16 protein-coding genes are annotated in these 18,600 nt (G+C 57.1%); 6 read left to right on the top strand and 10 right to left on the bottom strand.

Translation table 11 applies throughout. The annotated features are described in order from the left end of the window. Nucleotides 1-18 precede the first annotated feature (18 nt). The 3 genes from ACUXVH_RS13570 to ACUXVH_RS13560 are packed head-to-tail and all read left to right on the top strand — an operon-like array spanning nt 19 to nt 4,008. Nucleotides 19-1,314 (top strand): sialidase family protein, encoded by a 1,296-nt coding sequence (locus ACUXVH_RS13570; protein WP_445495099.1) that lies wholly within the window; start codon nt 19-21, stop codon nt 1,312-1,314. Then, nucleotides 1,314-1,925, top strand: a complete 612-nt coding sequence (locus ACUXVH_RS13565) for a hypothetical protein (protein ID WP_065363257.1) — start codon at nt 1,314-1,316, stop codon at nt 1,923-1,925. Before ACUXVH_RS13570 ends, ACUXVH_RS13565 begins: the two co-directional genes overlap by 1 nt. Nucleotides 1,926-1,974: 49 nt before the next feature. Next, nucleotides 1,975-4,008, top strand: coding sequence for an LTA synthase family protein (locus ACUXVH_RS13560; RefSeq protein ID WP_445495097.1), 2,034 nt, complete (start codon nt 1,975-1,977; stop codon nt 4,006-4,008). A 171-nt stretch (nt 4,009-4,179) separates the two neighbouring features. Here the strand turns inward: ACUXVH_RS13560 and ACUXVH_RS13555 are convergent, their stop codons facing one another. From ACUXVH_RS13555 to ACUXVH_RS13535, 5 genes are all read right to left on the bottom strand, one after another. Beyond that, entirely contained in the window at nt 4,180-5,619 is a 1,440-nt protein-coding gene (locus ACUXVH_RS13555) for an HsdM family class I SAM-dependent methyltransferase (RefSeq protein WP_445495095.1), read from the bottom strand. Further along, a complete protein-coding gene (locus ACUXVH_RS13550; RefSeq protein WP_445495093.1) occupies nt 5,612-6,193 on the bottom strand; it encodes an HNH endonuclease in 582 nt (193 codons plus the stop codon). Before ACUXVH_RS13550 ends, ACUXVH_RS13555 begins: the two co-directional genes overlap by 8 nt. Beyond that, complete coding sequence (locus ACUXVH_RS13545) at nt 6,190-6,825, bottom strand: hypothetical protein (protein WP_445495091.1); 636 nt, start codon at nt 6,823-6,825, stop codon at nt 6,190-6,192. The genes ACUXVH_RS13550 and ACUXVH_RS13545 overlap by 4 nt, the downstream gene beginning before the upstream one ends. Then, on the bottom strand, nt 6,822-9,353 hold the full coding sequence (locus ACUXVH_RS13540) for an ATP-binding protein (RefSeq protein ID WP_445495089.1): 2,532 nt from the start codon (nt 9,351-9,353) through the stop codon (nt 6,822-6,824). The genes ACUXVH_RS13545 and ACUXVH_RS13540 overlap by 4 nt, the downstream gene beginning before the upstream one ends. Nucleotides 9,354-9,762: 409 nt before the next feature. Further along, nucleotides 9,763-10,044 (bottom strand): fructose-bisphosphate aldolase, encoded by a 282-nt coding sequence (locus ACUXVH_RS13535; RefSeq protein ID WP_445495087.1) that lies wholly within the window; start codon nt 10,042-10,044, stop codon nt 9,763-9,765. Nucleotides 10,045-10,498: 454 nt separating this feature from the next. Between ACUXVH_RS13535 and ACUXVH_RS13530 the strand changes: the two genes are divergently transcribed. From ACUXVH_RS13530 to ACUXVH_RS13520, 3 genes are all read left to right on the top strand, one after another. After that, nucleotides 10,499-11,467, top strand: coding sequence for a hypothetical protein (locus ACUXVH_RS13530; protein ID WP_065363265.1), 969 nt, complete (start codon nt 10,499-10,501; stop codon nt 11,465-11,467). Continuing rightward, on the top strand, nt 11,467-12,153 hold the full coding sequence (locus ACUXVH_RS13525; RefSeq protein ID WP_065363266.1) for a hypothetical protein: 687 nt from the start codon (nt 11,467-11,469) through the stop codon (nt 12,151-12,153). Before ACUXVH_RS13530 ends, ACUXVH_RS13525 begins: the two co-directional genes overlap by 1 nt. 70 nt (nt 12,154-12,223) lie before the next feature. Next, nucleotides 12,224-12,703 (top strand): DUF4265 domain-containing protein, encoded by a 480-nt coding sequence (locus ACUXVH_RS13520; RefSeq protein ID WP_019094115.1) that lies wholly within the window; start codon nt 12,224-12,226, stop codon nt 12,701-12,703. A gap of 90 nt (nt 12,704-12,793) precedes the next feature. Here ACUXVH_RS13520 and ACUXVH_RS13515 read toward each other — a convergent pair whose 3' ends face one another. The 5 genes from ACUXVH_RS13515 to ACUXVH_RS13495 all read right to left on the bottom strand — a co-directional run bounded on the left by ACUXVH_RS13515 (nt 12,794) and on the right by ACUXVH_RS13495 (nt 18,599). Continuing rightward, the gene (locus ACUXVH_RS13515) at nt 12,794-14,113 is read right to left on the bottom strand and encodes an MFS transporter (RefSeq protein WP_445495084.1); all 1,320 of its coding nucleotides are present in this window, start codon (nt 14,111-14,113) and stop codon (nt 12,794-12,796) included. 48 nt (nt 14,114-14,161) lie between these two features. After that, nucleotides 14,162-15,109, bottom strand: a complete 948-nt coding sequence (locus ACUXVH_RS13510) for a LysR family transcriptional regulator (RefSeq protein ID WP_072444464.1) — start codon at nt 15,107-15,109, stop codon at nt 14,162-14,164. Between the two features lie 25 nt (nt 15,110-15,134). Next, entirely contained in the window at nt 15,135-16,559 is a 1,425-nt protein-coding gene (locus ACUXVH_RS13505) for an FAD-binding oxidoreductase (protein WP_065363269.1), read from the bottom strand. 208 nt (nt 16,560-16,767) lie between these two features. Then, complete coding sequence (locus tag ACUXVH_RS13500) at nt 16,768-17,979, bottom strand: pyridoxal phosphate-dependent aminotransferase (RefSeq protein ID WP_065363270.1); 1,212 nt, start codon at nt 17,977-17,979, stop codon at nt 16,768-16,770. Then, complete coding sequence (locus ACUXVH_RS13495) at nt 17,976-18,599, bottom strand: RraA family protein (protein WP_065363271.1); 624 nt, start codon at nt 18,597-18,599, stop codon at nt 17,976-17,978. Before ACUXVH_RS13495 ends, ACUXVH_RS13500 begins: the two co-directional genes overlap by 4 nt. Between the last annotated feature and the right edge of the window lies 1 nt (nt 18,600).

Raw genomic sequence — 18,600 nt, 5'->3', positions numbered from 1 at the left:
TTTGCCACGGGCTCCTGTATGCGTGCGCTGTCCTTTCGCCTGATCTTCCTCTGCGGCAGCCTGCTGTTGGCCGTCGTCTTTATTGCCGCCTGGCGCAGCCATCCTCCCCATCAGCTGGCGCCGTTTGCCCAGGCTGTGGTCAGCAGCGATACGGCTACGACCAACAGTACGCCGCAATACAACAGCCGTTTCGTCTCCTCTGACCTGGATGACTTCGTGCATTCGTCCTCGGTGACCGCCTTGCCCGGCGGCGACCTGATGGCCGTGTGGTTCGCCGGCTCCCGGGAAGGCGCCGCCGACGTCCAGGTGCGCAGCGCACGCTTTGACGCCCAGAGCGGCGAGTGGGGCGCCGAGCAGGTGCTGGCCACCCGCGAATCGACCCGTGACGGCACCGGGCGCTATATCCGCAAGCTCGGCAACCCGGTGATCGCCCTGGGCCCGGATCAGCGCCTGTGGCTGTTCTACGTCTCGGTGTCGGTGGGCGGCTGGGCCACCAGCGCCATCAACCTGATGGTTTCCGACGACCTGGGGCGTAGCTGGTCGGCGCCGCGACAGCTGGTGACCTCGCCGTTCTTCAACATCAGCACCCTGGTGCGCGCCGCGCCGGTGTTCCATGCCGACGGCGCGATCGGCCTGCCGGTGTACCACGAGTTCATGGGCAAGTTCGCCGAGTACCTGTACCTGAGCGCCGATGGCGCGGTGATCGACAAATTCCGCATCAGCCGTGGCAAGCACTCCCTGCAACCGACCATCGTGCCCCTGGACGAACGCCGCGCCGTGGCCATGCTGCGCTACGCCGGCGACACCCACCACAAGGTCCTGGCCAGCCGCACCGAAGACGCCGGGCAGACCTGGAGCGAGCCCTATCCGTTGCAACCGTCCAACCCCAACTCATCGCTGGCGGCGGTGGGCACCGACAACCAGGGCCTGCTGGTGGCCCTCAACGATCTGCAGGACGGGCGCTTCAAACTCAGTCTGTACGGCACCGACGCCGGCCTCAGCCAGTGGCGGCCCCTGGTGGAACTGGACCAGTCCCCCGATCCCCTGGGCCAGCCGTTTTCCCACGAGGCCTACAAGGACATCATCGGCGAAGGTTTCCGTGCCTCCAGCGGCGCCCGGCGTCTGCCCCTGGAACAGCGCTTCCTGAGCAACCTCGACTACCGGGTGTGCAAGCCCCAGGGCTGCGACTTCGAGTACGAATACCCCTACTTCAGCCGCGGGACGGACGGCCTGTACCACCTGGTCTATTCCTGGAACAACACCTTTATCAAGCACGTCAGCTTCAACGCGGCGTGGCTGGCGGAGCGCTTGTGATGCTGTCCCTGTGGCAAGCCCACCTGAGTTTTATCCTCCTGGGCTTCGTGCTGCTTGGCAGCCTGCGAGTGACCGCGCCCTGGCGGCCCTGGCTGCTGCCGGTGCTGGCGCTGGTCAGCTTTATTCCACTGAACCAGCTGCCGCTGGCGGCCTATGTGCGCAGCTTCACCGATGACCTGGCCATCAGCACCCTGGTGCTGCTGGGCTGGGTCAGCCTGCGGCACTTGGGGGTGATGGCGCCCTTGCCAGCCAAACACCGGGTGCAGGTTTTGCTGCTGTTTATCGGCCTGACCCTGAGCCTGTACCCCGCGACCCTGGGCCTGACCTACCTCGACCCCTACCGCTGGGGCTACAACCCACGGCCGATGATCGTGCTGATGGGCCTGGTGGCGCTGGTGCTGCTGTGGCAGCGCAACCTGCTGGGGGTACTGATGCTGGCAGCCGGGACCCTGGCCTTTGCCCTGCGTCTGAAGCCTTCGGAAAACTACTGGGACTACCTGCTGGACCCGCTGCTGGCGGGCTACTGCCTGATCGCCGGCAGCGGCGCGCTGCTGCTGTGGCTGTGGCGCCGCGTCACCCAGCGCAGCCGCGGGCAGCCCCTTGCCGGGTAAACCAACCGGCCGCGCCGCGGCCTTCGACAACACCACACAGAGGTCAATGATGGGCGGGTTGCAATCACGCCGCCTGCGCTACGGCGTGGGCGCAATCGGGCTGGTATTCGGATTGCTGGCACTGCTGCGGCTGCTGTTCGCCGTGGTTTTTTCCGGGGTGGGCCTGAGCGCCGCCGACCAGCGCGAGGCCATCCTCCAGACCCTCGGCATCGGCCTGCGCTTCGACCTGCGCCTGACCTTGCTGATACTGCTGCCCCTGGCCCTGCTGGCCTGGTTGCCGCGCTGGAACCTGCTGCGCCTGCCAACTTTGCGCTGGCTGGCCCGGGCCTACCTGCTGCTGGTACTGGGCGGGGTAGGGCTGCTGTACATCATCGACTTCGGCCACTACGCCTACCTGGGCGTACGCATCAACGCCACGGTGCTGCGCTACCTGGACGACGCACAGATCTCCCGGCAAATGCTCTGGGAAAGCTACCCGGTGCTGTGGATCGTCCTCGCCTGGGGCAGCGCCCTGGCCCTGTGCTGCTACGCCTTGCTGCGCCTGGAACGCCGGACCCTCGACCGCCCGGCGCAACCCCTGGGCCGCTGGTCCCTGGCCAGCGTCAGCGTCCTGGGCATCGCCGCCGTGTTCCTCGGCCTGCTGGGCCGGGTAGACAACCTCAACCTGGAAAACCCCGTCCCTCTGCGCTGGAGCGACGCCTACTTCTCCGGCAACAGCCAGATCGCCGCCCTGGGCCTCAACCCCGTGCTGTTCTTCTACGACACCCTCAAGGCCGGCCAGGCCCAGTACGACGAAGCCCAGGTGCGCCAACACTACCCGGCCCTGGCCCGTTACCTCGGCGTCGACCAGCCGGACCCGCACAGCCTGAGCTTCACCCGCCAACAAGGCGTGCAGCCGTACCGCATCGACCGCCCACGGCCGCCCAACGTCATCTTCGTCATGCTCGAATCCCTCGGCACCAGCGCCGTGGGCGCCTACGGCAACCCGCTCAACCCCACCCCCAACCTCGACCGCCTGGCCAGCCAGAGCTGGTTCTTCAAACACTTCTACGTCCCGGTCACCGGCACCGCCAAGACCGTGTGGGCCAGCATCACCGGCGTGCCCGACGTCACCCGCCAAGAGACCGCCACCCGCCAGCCGCTGATCACCCGCCAACACAGCCTGATCAACGCCTTCAGCGACTACCACAAGCTCTACCTGATCGGCGGTAACGCCGGCTGGGCCAACATCAACGGCCTGATTCGCCAAAGCATCGACAACGTGCGCCTGTACGACGAAAGCCACTGGCAATCGCCCCAGGTGGACGTCTGGGGCATCTCCGACCTCGACCTGTTCAAGGAAAGCGACCGCCTGCTGCGCGCCATCCCCCGGGACCAACCGTTCTTCGCCTACCTGCAAACCTCCGGCAACCACCGCCCGTTCACCATCCCCAAGGACAACGACGGCTTCCAAGCCCAGGACCTGCCCCTGGAACAGGTCCAGGCCGCGGGTTCCCGCAGCCTGGCGCAATACAACGCCGTGCGCCTGCTGGACTTCAACATCGGTCGGCTGATGGAGATCGCCAAAGCGGGCGGCTACTACGACAACACGATTTTCGTGTTCTTCGGCGACCACAACACCCGCATCAGCCAGATCCCCCACATGGCCCCCGCGTTTGAACAGCTAGGGCTGGAAAGCAACAACGTACCGCTGCTGATTCATGCCCCGGGGATGTTGCAGCCCAGAGTGATCGAAGAAGCCGTCGGCCTCGCCGACCTGCTGCCCACCGTGGCCGGCATGGCCGGGATGCCCTTCACCAATGGCGCCATGGGGCGGGACATTCAGCAGCCTGCACCGGAAGGGGAGCGGGTGGTGCCGTTGGTGTTGAGGGAAGGAACCTTCCCGGTGATTGGCGGCGTGACCAAGGACTTTTTGCTGCAGATGCAACACGACGGCAGTGGCGCGACTTTGCATGATTTGGCGTCGAGCACCCCGCGTGAGGATGTGGCGCAGGAGCATCCGCGGGAGTTTGAACGGTTGCTGGAGTTGACCCGGGGGATGCATGAGGGGGCGCGGTTGATGTTGTATAAGAACGTGAGATGAATTCAAGGTTGGAGAGGATAATCGGTTTTAAATTGAAGTGTAAGGATTTCAGAATTTAACGATAGATTGGATGGCCGTTACCATTGCACTACTGCTTTGGTAACGTATGGAAGTCTAATTGTTGTTGTGTATTCGTTGTTTTTAATGGGGGCTATCCTAAGAGCTTAAGGTTTATGCTGTGGGGAAGAAGTGTTGTTCTGCTAATATCTTTATTTCCTCTGTTGATGATCCTTTGTTGGTTTTTCCAAAGTCTTCTAGTTCTAATGCACTCGGTAGAGGTAGGGAGTTCAAGTCTGTTGCGTTTATCTGGGTGTGGCCAGAGAATCTCCTCACGTACATGTCGATGGATGGGGTTGAGAGGTAAGCGAACAATCCAATGCAAAGTTCTTGAGTTAGGAGGTTTTTTTCTCCCCATATATAATTTAGATGGTTCTCGATTCCTATAAATTCATCGTTATAGACCTGAGTAAGTAGAGGTGCTGCTACAATTCTAGTTTTTGATTCCTTAAATGATATTCTCCGAATTATAATGTAGTTTTTTCTGGGTATTAAAATGGATTTTGAATCGTTGTTGACCTTTATGAATCGTGGTTTGATTGTGCTGTTCAGGCTGAAGTTGATTTCGTTCTGGGAGGTAATGCTGTCTTGATATAGAAGATGGGTGGTTGAGCTTGATTTTCTTCTAACTAGAAGATCTTCGCATCTGAAATCTACAACCTTTCCTGTAGATGCCTTGAGCCCTAAAGACAAAAGATTATTTTTGAACTTTGATACTTTGTCTAAGAGTTCGTCGTCACCGCTTGCTAATGGTATATGAAAAAACTTTTGCGGGTCCGCTTCGAAGTAGACTTTTTTGTTGGAGATTAGCTTCTTGTTGATTTCGCCATTTAGACGCTCGTGAGATATTTTAACCAGCTCACTAGGTGTCTTGGAAATTTTCAAAATTACAGTTTCTTGTAGGACGCTAGAGTCCCAAAAAATCTTACGAGACTCAAAAAGATAAATTTCATGGATATAGAACTCGCTTAGAATAAATGTTCTGAATCCCTTAAACATAGGCCCATTGCAAAAGCTTCTCGGTATTATTGCTACTAACTCTCCAGTGTCGGAAAGAAGTTTTAAGCAAAGCGAGACAAATGCTGAATATATATTCGACTCTCTATATCCTAGGGTTTTACGGCAAAATTTTGATAAGTCCGAATTTGATGGGATTTTAGAGTAAGGTGGGTTTAGTATTATTCTGTCGAATTTATCGGATTTCTGCCAAAACTCAAAAAAGTCAGCTTCCAATACAATGGTGTTTGGAGCGTGCATGAAATTTTTATTCGCGATTGATACTAATATTGGATCTTTTTCAACCAAAGTAATACTGGTTTTTTCCTTGCGCTCTAATGAACGAGTCAGTAATGCGGCCGCAAGGTTGCCAACCCCACAGCACGGATCTAATGAAGTTAGCTTTTTTGTCGTATTGTCTGTGAACATAGTCGCCATTATTTGTGAGACTCTAGCGGGAGTGAAATACTGTTCCGCTAGTTTCTTTTTTTCATCAGCGATATGGTTTTGCGCAAAAATACGAGAAGACTCAATGTCCTCTAGAAAAAAATTATTCACGCTTTAAGAATCCTGCATATTTAAAATACTCTATTGTAAGTTCACATAAAGCTTTGATTTCAGCGTCGTCTCGTCCGCCAAGTTTTGCAAGTCGCGTAAGTTGGTCTTCCATTCGCTCCATTAACCAGCAAATTTGTCGTCTGCGCAAGTTTAGTTTTAGTCTTTTGTGGATGTAACTACCTAAGGGGGTTAACGCTAAAATCGTGCCGTCTTGGTTTCTTGCTAAGTGTTCATTATAAATTTCGCTGCAAGGATCAATATATCCGATGTCACCCATGAATGAAGTATTTGGGTTGTCTCCTGGCCAGTCATCACTCTTTCCTAAGTTGCAAATAGGGCAGCAGTATACAAGGTTGTTATATTCGTTCTTCAGTAAGTCAAATTTTGATTTTGGCGCGAAATGATCGATATGGAAGCCTGTGCGGCCTCCAGAGTAATAGTCTGGCGTGTCGCAATACCCGCATTTTGAAATAAAGTCCTCTCGTAATTCTGGCTTGTATAACGAATAGCGAGATTTTTTTTGTATTGTGGTGCGTCGAATGGGTCTAGTGGCTTTTATAGGAAGCGGCATCATTTTTTCTCCTCCCGACTTAAAAGCTGATCTACTTGGCTTATTAGCTCTGTCAAAAGTTTAATGCTGCGCTCTTCTTTTAATTCTTCAGGTAGAGCGTGAGATGTCATGCCATGCTCTTCGATGTAGTTGTCAAGCTCAATTATTCGTTTTCTTTGCTGTGCGGTCAGCTCGTTATTCATTATGGCTAATAATGACTCTAGCTCTTCTTCTGCTCTACTCAACTTTACTCGATGATCCTCAATGACCTTAGCTATCTGCGAACGAAAAAGAGATTTTAAATTATCCTCTCCCATCATTACAGCCTTAGCTTGGACTAGGCGTGCGTCATGGGTGGCCTCAAGTGCGTCCGGTGCATGTGAAGTGAGTAAAAAGCACGGAATATGCTTGTTCCGCTCCTGCAATAATTCGATAAGTGCTTGGCCATTAAACCCCACAGTTGCTTTTTCGTTGAGCATGAAATCAGTTATGACTGCATCTGGTGGCGAATTTAAGATGTCATCTACTATATCGCTTAGTTCAGATTCATTGACGACTTGAATGGTTTCTAGTGAAAAGTGGCCATCTACAAAGTCCTGAAAATAAACAATATCATCAGGATCTTCATCAATATAAACTATTCTTCCGTTGTTCATCCCTTTAGCTCCATAAACAAAGCGAATCCATCTTCTTGGCCAAGTGTTGCTCTGCCTCCATATTCTTCAACGGTTTTTTCAATCAACCACATGCCAAGCCCTGTGCCAGTTTCCTCTCCCAGATTGTTGGTTTTAGTTGTAAATGTAGGCCGAAAAATATCTTGAGGGTCCAAAATATCTTTGGAAAGGCCTGGGCCGGTGTCATTATAAGAGAAGTAAATTTTTTCATTTTTACTTTCGGCTTTTATGGATATATTTCTGCGTCCGGAAAAGCCAGGGCGCTTAAAGGCGTCGGCAGAGTTTATAATTAGATTGTTGAATATGCAGTCTAGGTCTATTTCATATGCTCTTAGAGACAGCGCTTTATCGTTGACCTGGACATCCAAGAATACTTGTCTGTCTTCTAGTGTGCTGGTCCACTCATCGCGAAGATTTTCCAAATAGGTCTTTATATTTATTTTTACTCGCTTTCTTTTATCTTTTCTAATGGTTCTTAATGAGTATTTAATCCAGTTTTTAACACGTTCATCATCTCGCTTTAGCATCTCTATCCGTTTGAATGGATTTTTAAAGTCCTGGATCGTGAGGCGGGCGTTCTTATCCATATCTGAATAAGCTAAAATTAGAGTCGCTAATTGATCAAAGCGATTTCCAAGTCTGGCGTTTAGACTATCAAGTTCATGAGTAAAGGATGCTATTGTAATACCACTTGATGCAAAAACTCTCAGGAGTGAGTTCTCCTTTTTCATGTCCTCTAAACGATCATCAATTTCACGAGTTCGCGCTTTTTCTTTCAAAAGAGCTAATGCTAGTTTTGTTGAGTCGTCTTGTGTCTCGTTATGTTCCTTTTTTATATTTTCGAATATTTTTTGTGCAAGTTTTTCAGCGTCCTCTTCTTGTTTTGGGTCTAGTTCCTCGTCGGTAGGTACTCTTTTCTTTTCTAGGCTGTATAGGTAGAACTCACGATATAAAGCGCTACGGTCTTTTTCGAATTCTTTGACTAATGCTTCAATTATTGACTTAAATAGTCCAAATGATTCGTTCTCCTGAATACCTTCTCGGCTTGATTTGTCCTCAAGTCCTAAGTTGTTTATTCTGGAAATATTAATAACTCCTGAGATGTTATTTGGAGTTACTTTCCATCGTCCGGAACGAAGGGCTGAGGGATCCTCTGCCTGTCGACGACCTAATCCCAGCCAGTCCCAGGAGGCTTTACCAATTTCACCATATGGTCTGACTCTAAAGTTATCTCGATATATACGGATCCCATTATTATGTTCTAGCCAACGTTTCCGAGCATCACTATTATAGGTGCGGTGAAAGAACATTTCAGTGCTTTTTTGGTCACTTGTTCGTTTGAGGAAGTACAGTGTGAAGTTGAATTTACCGATTAGTTTATGAGCGGAGCTATTGTGCTCTTTCAATCCAGGAATAAGCTCGTATAAGCTTTTGCTATATTTGAGAGGGTGGCCAAGAAGACTCTCTCTGGTATACATAGGGTTTTTAAAAAATGGCCTTGCTAATACTTCATCTTTTAGTCTCTCTGTATCTATTTCTTTTCTTATTGCATCAAATGTGATGATGCCATCTTGATCCATGCTGGCGCTTAATTTGTAGTCATAATCATCGCAGATGCTAGGTAATACTTGTCCAAATTCACTTTTTTGACGTTGACTGTAGACGAATACATCAAAGCCACCTGCTTCCACGGGAGGGACGAGTGACTCAAGCTCAGAGAAGATTTTTTGTATGTTTTGCGCTCGCCATTGGTCTCTAACATTAGAGACTTTAATGTGGGTTCCCTTGCTTTTGGTATCGATTTTTTTTTCGAATTCGGTGTTTTTTGTTATTAGTTCTTGAAAGTTGTTTTCTATTGAGGCGATGCTATTTCCTAGTTCTGCATTCACACCATTAATTGTAATTCCCTGCTTATCAAAGTCTCCCCAGTTTACCTTCCAAAGTAGAGAGTTTTCTAATGTGATGTTTTTTGTTAAAAGTTCGCAGTTTCCCCCGAGCCGGTCAAGGGCAAACCTCCCAATCCCTTTTGCACCAGATTTTACTCGGCCGGTATTGGAAATAAAATCTTCGTTTTTATTATCTGTGCCAATTGTCATCCATGCGCGTTCAATGACCTCCTCGCTCATGCCCTCACCATCATCTATGATATAGATGTTGATGTTTTCTAGTAGTTTTTTGTCGATTGTTGATCTTTCTTCTGTTGTAAAGTTTTCTTTGTGTTTTTCATTGGAGAAAATGTATGAGTTTGTCGTGCTTTCTAAACTATAAGAGTCGATGGCTTTATGTATGTTGAGCTTTGTTAATAGTGTCTCAAATTCTTTGTAGTCGTTTTGTTCTAAAGTTTGTGGTAGTTCAGAAAATTTATCTTCAAAGTAGACGATGCAGTTTTTTGCATCTGCATCGTAACTATTTTTAACAAGCTCTATAATTGCACCCTCGGCAGAGGAGACGTTTTCTCTACCTATTAGTCTCGCGGTTCGGGCAGATACATTGAAAGGTATTTTTCTCATTAGTCCCTCACTTAGGTGCTTTCCTGGCGTTGTCTGAGCATTTTTCTGCTCAGTCTAAGGAGCTTTAGCTTTACGCGTATTGAACTGGTTACTCGAGGTTTTTGGCTCATACTGGATTGCGACGCTAGCAAAATGCTAGTACCTAGTCTATCTATTCAAACCTGTCTTTTCGTTTATAGCTGACATGAGCTCAATACAGCTAGGTAGGTGCCTCCAGAAGGTCTTGCATGCGATGGTTCTAAAGTCCTGTTGTCAATCAATTTTGTGCTTTGCATTCTGACGTTCAGGATCAGCAGTGTGTTTTCTCCGGGTGCTATCAGAATCGGATTTCCGGAGTATTCAAGCAGAAAAAAGCCAGTCAGCTTATCTGACTGGCATCAGCTCTTGAACTTGCCATCTTCGCTCTGAGTCATCCGTCGTTGGCGTGTGTTTCGATCACCATGAGCACATCTCGAGCGTCCTGAAGCAGCAGTCGCGCAGTATTGACTACGATGCCGATGTCCTTCTCGCTTGAGTCTCGCAACGTAGTACAGGCCATGAGATTCAGATAGTCGAGGGTTGTCAGCAAACGCTCGTTGGCACAGGCACAGAGATCTGCCAACGGCGCGTGGCTATCGATAAACAGCACTGGAATGTCACTGGCGATTGGAGTCAGGGGGATAAAACGTTGGGACTCGTCTTGAGTCTTCATGGCATTACTCCTCGTATCGAAAAGTACGGCTGCCGTTCGCTGCGAATCGAATGGGTGGCAGCTGTGCGCGGGTTCGCAGACCGAAGATACGAGAACTCGGCAGATCCGAAGATCTCCCGCACACAGCCGCCATAAAGCAAACTCCGGACGCGAGGAGCGGCCGGTGTTTTATGGTGCTTGGGTTAATCGTATCTGTAGGGCTGCGAAACCCTGTCGTTGGCCGGAGCCAGCAGACGGGGCGAACTATAAGCTTGGGTATTAATGGGTGCAACAGCGGAGCTGTAGGAAGCGTCTTGATTGTGGGTAGGGAAGGGCTGTTTTGCTGATTTTTGTCGTAAGGAGAGATTCTGAGCTCTTCGTATCTTTCGTCAGCGATTACGCGACCTCATACCATCAGATGCTCACCTGATTTTGCTATCCTGCGCCCCTTTTCCCCACCGCAAGGAGCGCAGGCATGACCCAGCCCATTGGCAGCAGTTCACAAACAAGGGCTGGCCAACAGCGTCACCTGCCACACCTCCTTTTGCGCCTGACCGCAGCTCTCTTGCTCGGCCTCGGGCTAATCACTCCAACCGCCCAAGCCAACCCCACCACCACCTACCGCGGCACCCTCGGCGACACTCCGGTTGAACTGGCGCTCACCTACGACTCCCAATACGGCGGCGGTATGTCCGGCTATTGGTTTTCCGAGTCCGAGCGCCTGCCGATGGCGTTGGAGTCCACCCCTTTCCATCCTGGCTCCGCGCTCTTGATCAACATCATGGACAACCCGACCCTGCCCGCAACGGCGGTGTCGTTGCAGCCGTTCGCCGAGGGGGCAGAGGCGCTGCAGGGCAGTCTGGTGGATCTGCGCACGGGCACGCAGCAGCCGTTGCAGTTGCAGCGGGTGAGGCGCTTTGGCGACAGTCAGCGGGAGGCCTTTGAGGGGGAGTTGTTGCAGCCGGTGTTCGATCGGGATTTCTATTTCAGTGTGCATGCCGCGCGCAAGGCCGGGGAGGAGGTGGCGCAGGTGGACAGTATCCGGGTGATCAGCCGGGCCACCGGTAAGCGGGTGCAGGAGATTAGCGGGCAGTGGTGTCTGTCGTCCGTGGGCACCAGGACGCTGACCTTCGGGCATTTCCATGCCGAGGCGCGGATGGACTTTCAGGTCCAGGGCTATCGCGTGGGGGAGGCGGATGGCCAGGTGTGGTGCTCGCCCACGCAGTACTACCTGTACAGCCGGGATCTGCGGACCTATCGGCGTCATCCGCAGTTGGAGCAGTTCGCGGTGGAGGGTGATCTGCGCTTTTCCCCCAGTGGGCAGATGGAGTTCAGCAAGCAGGACTTTATCAATTACGACAAGCGCACTCGGCGTTGGGATTATTACCGGGTGATCACCCCTGAGCGTTTGGAATATCTGTCGTCGGGCGAGGAGCGTTTCTGATGCGCGGGTTTGATTTTGCTCGGGGGCTGATGGTGCTGGTGTTGGCGCTGTGGTTGTTGCCGGCGCAGGCGTCCCACGGGGTGTATGAGGGGACCTTGGGCAAGCAGGCGATTGTCTTGACCCTGGGTAGCCAGAATGCGGTCTACCAGGGCACCTATGCCTATCAGCGCTATCGCACGCCGATCCGCCTCAAGCCGACCTTCAGCTACAGCAACAAGACGCTGGCCATGGATGAGCTGGACGAGCAGGGCTTGCCGGTGGCGCGTTTGCAGTTCAATGACTTGATGAATTCCCGCCAGCAGGGGCAGGTGCGCGGCACCTGGACCAGTTATCGCACGGGCAAGTCCTTGCCCATTGCGCTGAAGCTGGTGGGGCTGGTGGATTCGGATCGCTCGTGGCCGCAGCCGGTCACCACGCTGCTGCAGAGTGCTTCCACTAAACGCTGGTATTTCCAGGTGCCGATGCCGGGCAATGATCAGCGAATCACGACGGTGGAGGTGATGGACAAGGCCACCGGCAAGTTGCTGCAGAGCCTGGCGGTTGCGGCGCCGGGGTGTCGCAACCTGGGGGTGGATACCTTGCAGGTGCAGGCTGAGGGGGAGCAATTGCGGATCGGCTTTCAGGACTGCACGTTGCCGGGGTTTGCGTGGAATGCGGGCAGTGGGCGTTTTGAGCCCTTGCCCTGAGACAGGGGATGGAAGCGCTGGGTAGCAGAACAAGGGTCAGGTGTTGAACGTGGAAACTGTGGAGCCTCGTATGGACGACAAGCAATCCCCTGTGCTGATTCAGGTGTACATGGCCGATGACGATGGCGCCGTTCGCGAGGAACTGCTGGCGCGGCGCATCGATGAGGATACCTACGAGTTGCTCTCCTCACCGGGCCTGGCGCAGAACCTGGCGCGGGGCGATATCGTTTCCATCCGCAATCCCGATGCGCCGGCGCAAGTGCTGAAGCGGGGCGGGAATTTCTGCATTCAGATCTATGCCGATTACATTGATCCGGCGGTGATCTCGGCACTCGAAAGCGATGTCATTCGTGAGCTGAATGGGACTCTGGATGGGGTGTGCGAGGGGACGCTGGCGTTGGCGGTCCCTGCAAAAAACGGGATGGAGAACATCAACAGGTTTTTTGATGGTTTTCGTGAGCAAACCGGGATCGAGTGGTACTACGCCAATGTCTATAAAAACCTCGATGACGATGAGGACGAGACGCTGTTGAACTGGTGGCTTGACTGATTCAGGTGCTCGGCGATGGTGTTATTTGTGCCGGCGAGTGCGGTCTTGTGGACGCCTTCGCCGGCAAGCCGGCTCCTACAGGGGGGCGCGTCAGGCAGTTTGTAGTCGTGCTGTCTTGCGTACGGGGTTGACCATCAAGCCCAGCCCGCCGCCGATCAGCAGGATGGCCGCCATGAAGTACATTGCGGTCTGGGTGTTTCCCGTTACCTGGGTCAGCCAGCCCACCACGATGGTGCTGAAGAACCCCGCCACATTGCCCAGGGTGTTGATCAATGCCACGCCCGCCGCGGCGGCCGCGCCGCCCACTACGGCGGTGGGCAAGCCCCAGAACACCGGCAGGCTGCTGATCATGGCGGCGGTGCCGACGATCAGGCCGAACATGGCCAGTATCAGGTTGTCACCAAAGAAGGTGCCAAACGCCACGCCTAGCGCACCAATCCCCGCGCAGACCGCCAGGTGCCAGCGGTACTCGCCGTGGCGGTCCGAGCTGCGGCCCACAATGACCATGGCCACCGCTGCGGCGGCGTAGGGCAGGGCGGTGAGGGCGCCGATGGCCCAGGGCTGTTGCACACCGCTGTTGCGGATGATGGTGGGCAGCCAGAAGCTGATGACGTATTGGCCCAGCACCAGGCAGAAGTACACCGCGCCCAGCAGCCAGATCTGGGGGTTGAGCAGGCCGTCGCGCAGGCGGTGGCTCTGTTTGTTGGCAGCTTCGCGGTCGATGGCGGCCTGCATGCCGTGGCGCTCTTCGGGGGTGAGCCAGTGGGCGTCGGCGATGCGGTCGCGCAGGAGGAAGAACACCGCGGCGCCGAGGGCCACGGCGGGCAGGCCTTCGATGACGAACAGCCATTGCCAGCCGGCATAGCCGGAGACGCCGTTAAGGTGTTGCAGGATCAGCCCGGAGATCAGTGAGCCGAACAGGCTGGAAATCGGCAGGGCCATGATGAACAGGGCGGTCATCACCCCTCGGCGCTGGCTGGGGAACCAGGTGGTGAGGTAGAAGATGATGCCGGGGAAGAAGCCGGCTTCGGCAATGCCGATCAGCAGCCGCAACACGTAGAAGGTCAGTGGCGTTTCGATGAACATCATGGCCGCCGACAGCAGGCCCCAGGTGACCATGATCCGCGCGATCCAGCGCCGCGCGCCGAAGCGGTGCAGGGCGATGTTGCTGGGGATCTCGAACAGCAGGTAGCCGACGAAGAAGATCCCGGCGCCGAGGCCGTACACCGCTTCGCTGAACTTGAGGTCGTCGAGCATCTGCAGCTTGGCGAAGCCGACGTTGACCCGGTCCAGGTAGGCCACCAGGTAACACAAAATCAGCAGCGGGATGATGCGCCAGGCGGTCTTGCGGTAGGCCGAGTGCAGGGCTGCGTCGTCGAGGGACGCAGGCGGCCGGGAAGGTGGGTTCATGGCTAGCCTCTTTATTCTTGTTGTCGAAGCAATGGGTGAAACAGCGGTTCAGGCCTCGGGTAGCAGGCGGGTGGCGGGCCATTCGCCGGAGCGGCTCATGTCGCGCACCACCTGGGCGATCAGGTGGGCGATGGCGCTGCGCAGGTTGCTGCCGGGCAAGGCTTCGCAGACGCAGATGCCCAGGGTGCGAAAGACTTCCCGGGGCTGAATGGCGTGGGCCACCAGCCGGCCTTCGGCGACTTCGCGCAGGGCCAGGTTCAGCGGCATGATGCTGGGGCCGATGCCGGCCTCCACGGCGCTCTTGAGGATGTGCACCGAGTTGACCTCCATGGCCACTTGGGCCGGTGGCAAGTGCAGGCGTTCCAGGGCCTGGTCGACGCAGGCCCGGGTGCTGTGGCTGTGGGCGCGGCTGGGAAACACCAGCGGCCGGGCCACGGCTTCGGCCAGGGTGACGCTGCCCGGTGGCGGGGCGTGGCGGTCGTCGGCGCGGTGGATCAGGTAGAAGTCTTCTTCCAGCAGCGGGCTGAAGCTGACTTGCGGCGGCAGGCCGATGGGGGTGAACAGGGCAATGTCGACCCGGCCCCGCACCAGTTGGTCCACCAGGTTGCCGGTGAGCTCTTCATTGAGGTGCAGTTCGACCTTGGGGTAGGTGCGGGCCACGGCCTGGATCAGCGGCAGGGCCACGGTGCTGGCCACGCTCTGGGGCAGGGCGACCACGATGGAGCCGCTTAGGGCGCCGGGTTCGCTGCTGATTGCAGCGCGGGCGTCCTGCAGGTGCTTGAGCAGGCCCTGGGCGTATTCGTAGAACAGTTTGCCGGCGTCGTTGACGCGGATGCCGCTGTTACTGCGATGGAAGAGCTGGGCGCCGAGGTCGGCTTCCAGGGCCGACATCTGCTTGCTCAGGGCCGATTGCGCCACGTGCACTTCCCGGGCAGCGCGGGACAGGCTGCCGGCATCGACCACGGCGACGAAGTATTTCAGCTGGCGGATTTCCATGCTGGCTCCTTGGCGGGCCGCTGCCTTAGTCGACGGCCGGGCCGCGGGGGAAGATCTTGCCCGGGTTCATCAGTTGTTGCGGGTCGAGGGCGGCCTTGATCGCCGCCATCACGTCCACCGCGTTCTGCCCGTGCTCCAGGCTCATATAGGCCTGCTTGGTCAGGCCGACGCCGTGCTCGCCGGTGCAGGAACCCTGCAGGGCGATGGCCCGTTCCGCCAGGCGCTGGGCCACGCCGTCGGCGCGCTGCACTTCCTCGGGGTCGTCGGGGTTGAGCAGGATCACCGCATGGAAATTGCCGTCGCCGACATGGCCGAAAATCGGCGCCAGCAAGCCTTGCTGCTGCAGGTCGGCGGCGGTGGCTTCGATGCATTCGGCCAGGCGTGAGATCGGCACCACGGCGTCGGTGGTCAGGGCGCGGCAGCCGGGGCGCAGGGCCACGGCGGCGAAGTAGCCGTCGTGCCGCGCCTGCCACAGGCGGCTGCGGTCTTCCGGGTGAACGGCCCATTCGAAGTCCTGGCCGCCGTGTTCATCGGCCAGCAGGCGGATGGTTTCCACCTGTTCCTGGACCGAGGATTGCGAGCCGTGCAGCTCGAAGAACAGCGACGGCGCCTCGTTCAATCGGGTTTTGCTGTAGGCGTTCAGGGCGCGCACGGTGAGGGCGTCAATCAGTTCGATACGGGCGATCGGCACCCCCAGCTGGATGGCCTGGATCACCGTTTGCACCGCTTGGTCGACGCTGGGGAAATTGCACACCGCGGCGGAAATGGCTTCGGGAATCGGGTGCAGTTTCACCGTCAGCTCGGCCACTGTGGCCAGGGTGCCGCCGGAGCCTACCAGCAGGTGGGTGAGGTCATAACCCGAGGAGGATTTGCGCGCCCGGCCGCCGGTGTGCAGCACTCGGCCATCGGCCAGCACCGCGGTCAGGGCCAGGACGTTTTCGCGCATGGTGCCGTAGCGCACGGCATTGGTGCCCGAGGCCCGGGTCGCCGCCATGCCGCCCAAGGAGGCGTCGGCGCCGGGGTCGATGGGGAAGAACAGGCCGGTACCGTGCAGCGCAGCGTTGAGCTGCTTGCGGGTTACCCCGGGTTGCACGGTGACGTCCATGTCGTCGACGCGGATTTCCAGAATCTGGTTCATCGCCGACACATCGATGCACACCCCGCCGTGCACCGCATGCAGCCAGCCTTCCAGGGAACTGCCGCTGCCGTAGGGAATGATCGGCACCCGATGGCGATGGCAGGCCTGCTGCACGGCGATGATTTCGTCGAGGTGATTGACGAAGGCCACCCCTTGCGGCGGCAGCGGATCGAGGGCGGAGATGTCCCGGCCATGGTGCTCGCGAACGCTGGCGGAGGTGCTGAAGCGTTGGCCCAGCAGAGTGGTCAGTTCATCCACCAGGGCGACGGGCAGGGGCTGGAGTCGGGCGGTATCGGGGGCAGTGGGCAGCATCAGGCAATCTCCGGTTTGTTGTTCGCACCGCACGGAAGGTCAGGCCGGGGTGGGGAGGGAGTTGCCCATATCGTAACTGCATACGCAGAGGGTGGGTCGTGCAGATTGGAGATGTCGCTATCGCGGGGGCAGATGGCGGCAGGTCTCTGTAGGAGCTGGCTTGCCAGCGAAGGGGCCCCCGAGATCGCCTTCGCCGGCAAGCCGGCTTCTACAGGGCGGTGCAGAAGCGTTCGATGGCGTCGCAGGCGCGCTGCAGCGCTGGGTCATCCAGGGCGTAGGCAATGCGCAGGTAGGGCCCCAGGCCAAAGGCGCTGCCCTGGACCACGGCCACATCGGCTTCCTCCAGCAGGGCATGGGCCAGGTCTTCATCACTGTTCAGCAGCCGGCCGCCGGGGGAGGTGCGGCCGAGCAAGCCGGCGCAGCAGACAAACACGTAGAAGGCCCCGGCCGGCACTGCGCATTTGAGCCCGGGAATGGCGTTCAAACGCGCCACCATCCAGTCCCGTCGTCGCTGGAATACCTCTCGGCTGTGCAGGATAAAGTCTTTGGGCCCGTTCAACGCCGCCACCGCGGCCTGCTGGGAAATGGCGCAAGCCCCGGAGGTCTGCTGGCCCTGGAGTTTTTCCATGGCCGCCAGCAGCCAGCGCGGCCCGGTGGCAAAACCGATGCGCCAGCCGGTCATGGCGTAGGCCTTGGAGACGCCGTTCATGGTCAGGGTGCGCGGTGCCAGGCGCGGTTCCACCTGGGCCAGGGTGTGGAAGGCCTGGCCATCGAAGATCAGGTGTTCATAAATGTCGTCCGCCAGGATCAGCACCTGGGGATGCTTGAGCAGCACCTCGGCCAGGGCCTGCAACTCTTCGCGGCGGTACACCGCGCCGCTGGGGTTGGACGGTGAGTTGAGGATCAGCCAGCGGGTCTGCGGGGTGATGGCGGCTTGTAGGGCGGCCGGCGTCAACTTGAAGCCGCTGCCGGCCTCGCAGCGGATGATCCGCGAGGTGGCGCCGCACAGCTGGACCATCTCCGGGTAGCTGACCCAATAGGGCGCCGGCACCAGCACTTCATCGCCCTCATCGAGGGTGGCGGCCAGGGCGTTGTAGATCACCTGCTTGCCGCCGTTGCACACCAGGGTGTCCTGCCACTCCACTTCCAGGCCGTTTTCCCGGCGGAACTTGGCCGCCACCGCTTCGCGCAGGGTGCGGCTGCCGGCCACCTGGGTGTAGCGGGTGTGGCCATGCTCGATGGCCTGGATGCCGGCCTGGCGCACGTGGGGCGGGGTGTCGAAATCCGGCTCGCCGGCGCACAGCGAGATGACCCTGGCCCCCGCGGCGCGGCGTTCGGCCACCCGATCGATGATGCGGTAGGTGGCTGAAGGCTGGGTGGCGGCCAGGCGCTGGTTGAGGCGTTGCTGGTCTGTGTTCATGCCGGTGTTCTCCAGGCCGTCAGTTGCATCAGTTCCAGGGTCGAATGGCCCTGCTCCAGGGCCTGCATCATCTGCGCTTCCTTTTGCGCTCGGGCTTCGCCCTCGGCCAGGGTGCGGGCGATATGAGCCTGGGGAATGATGATCACCCCGTCATCATCCGCCACCACCAGGTCGCCCTGGGCCACGGCGGCGCCGTTGAAGTTGAAGGGTTGGCCGACCGAGGGCGCGCTGGCCTTGACCGTGCCCTGCACTGAAACGCCTCGGGCGAACACCGGGAAGCCCCGGGCCCTGAGCGCTGCCACATCACGTACGCCGCCGTCGATCACCAGGCCCACCACGCCGGCGGCTTCGGCGGCCACGGTCAGCACTTCGCCCCAGTAACCGGCGATGAAATTGCCGGTGGCCACCACCAGCACGCTGCCCCGGGGCGCCCGCTCCATGGCCAGGTGCAAGGCCAGGTTGTCGCCGGGGGAGCACTGCAACGGGAAGGCCGGGGCGGCGATGAAGGCGCCGTCCCAGATCGGGCGAATTCGGCTGTCCACGGCGCAGGGCAGGCCGCTGGCTTCATACAGGGTCGAGCTGCCCAGGCGCTTGGCCTGGGCCTTGAGGTCGTTGAACATG

Source organism: Pseudomonas sp. 8(2025) (genome assembly GCF_052665325.1).
This window is presented reverse-complemented; position numbering and strand designations above follow the sequence as displayed.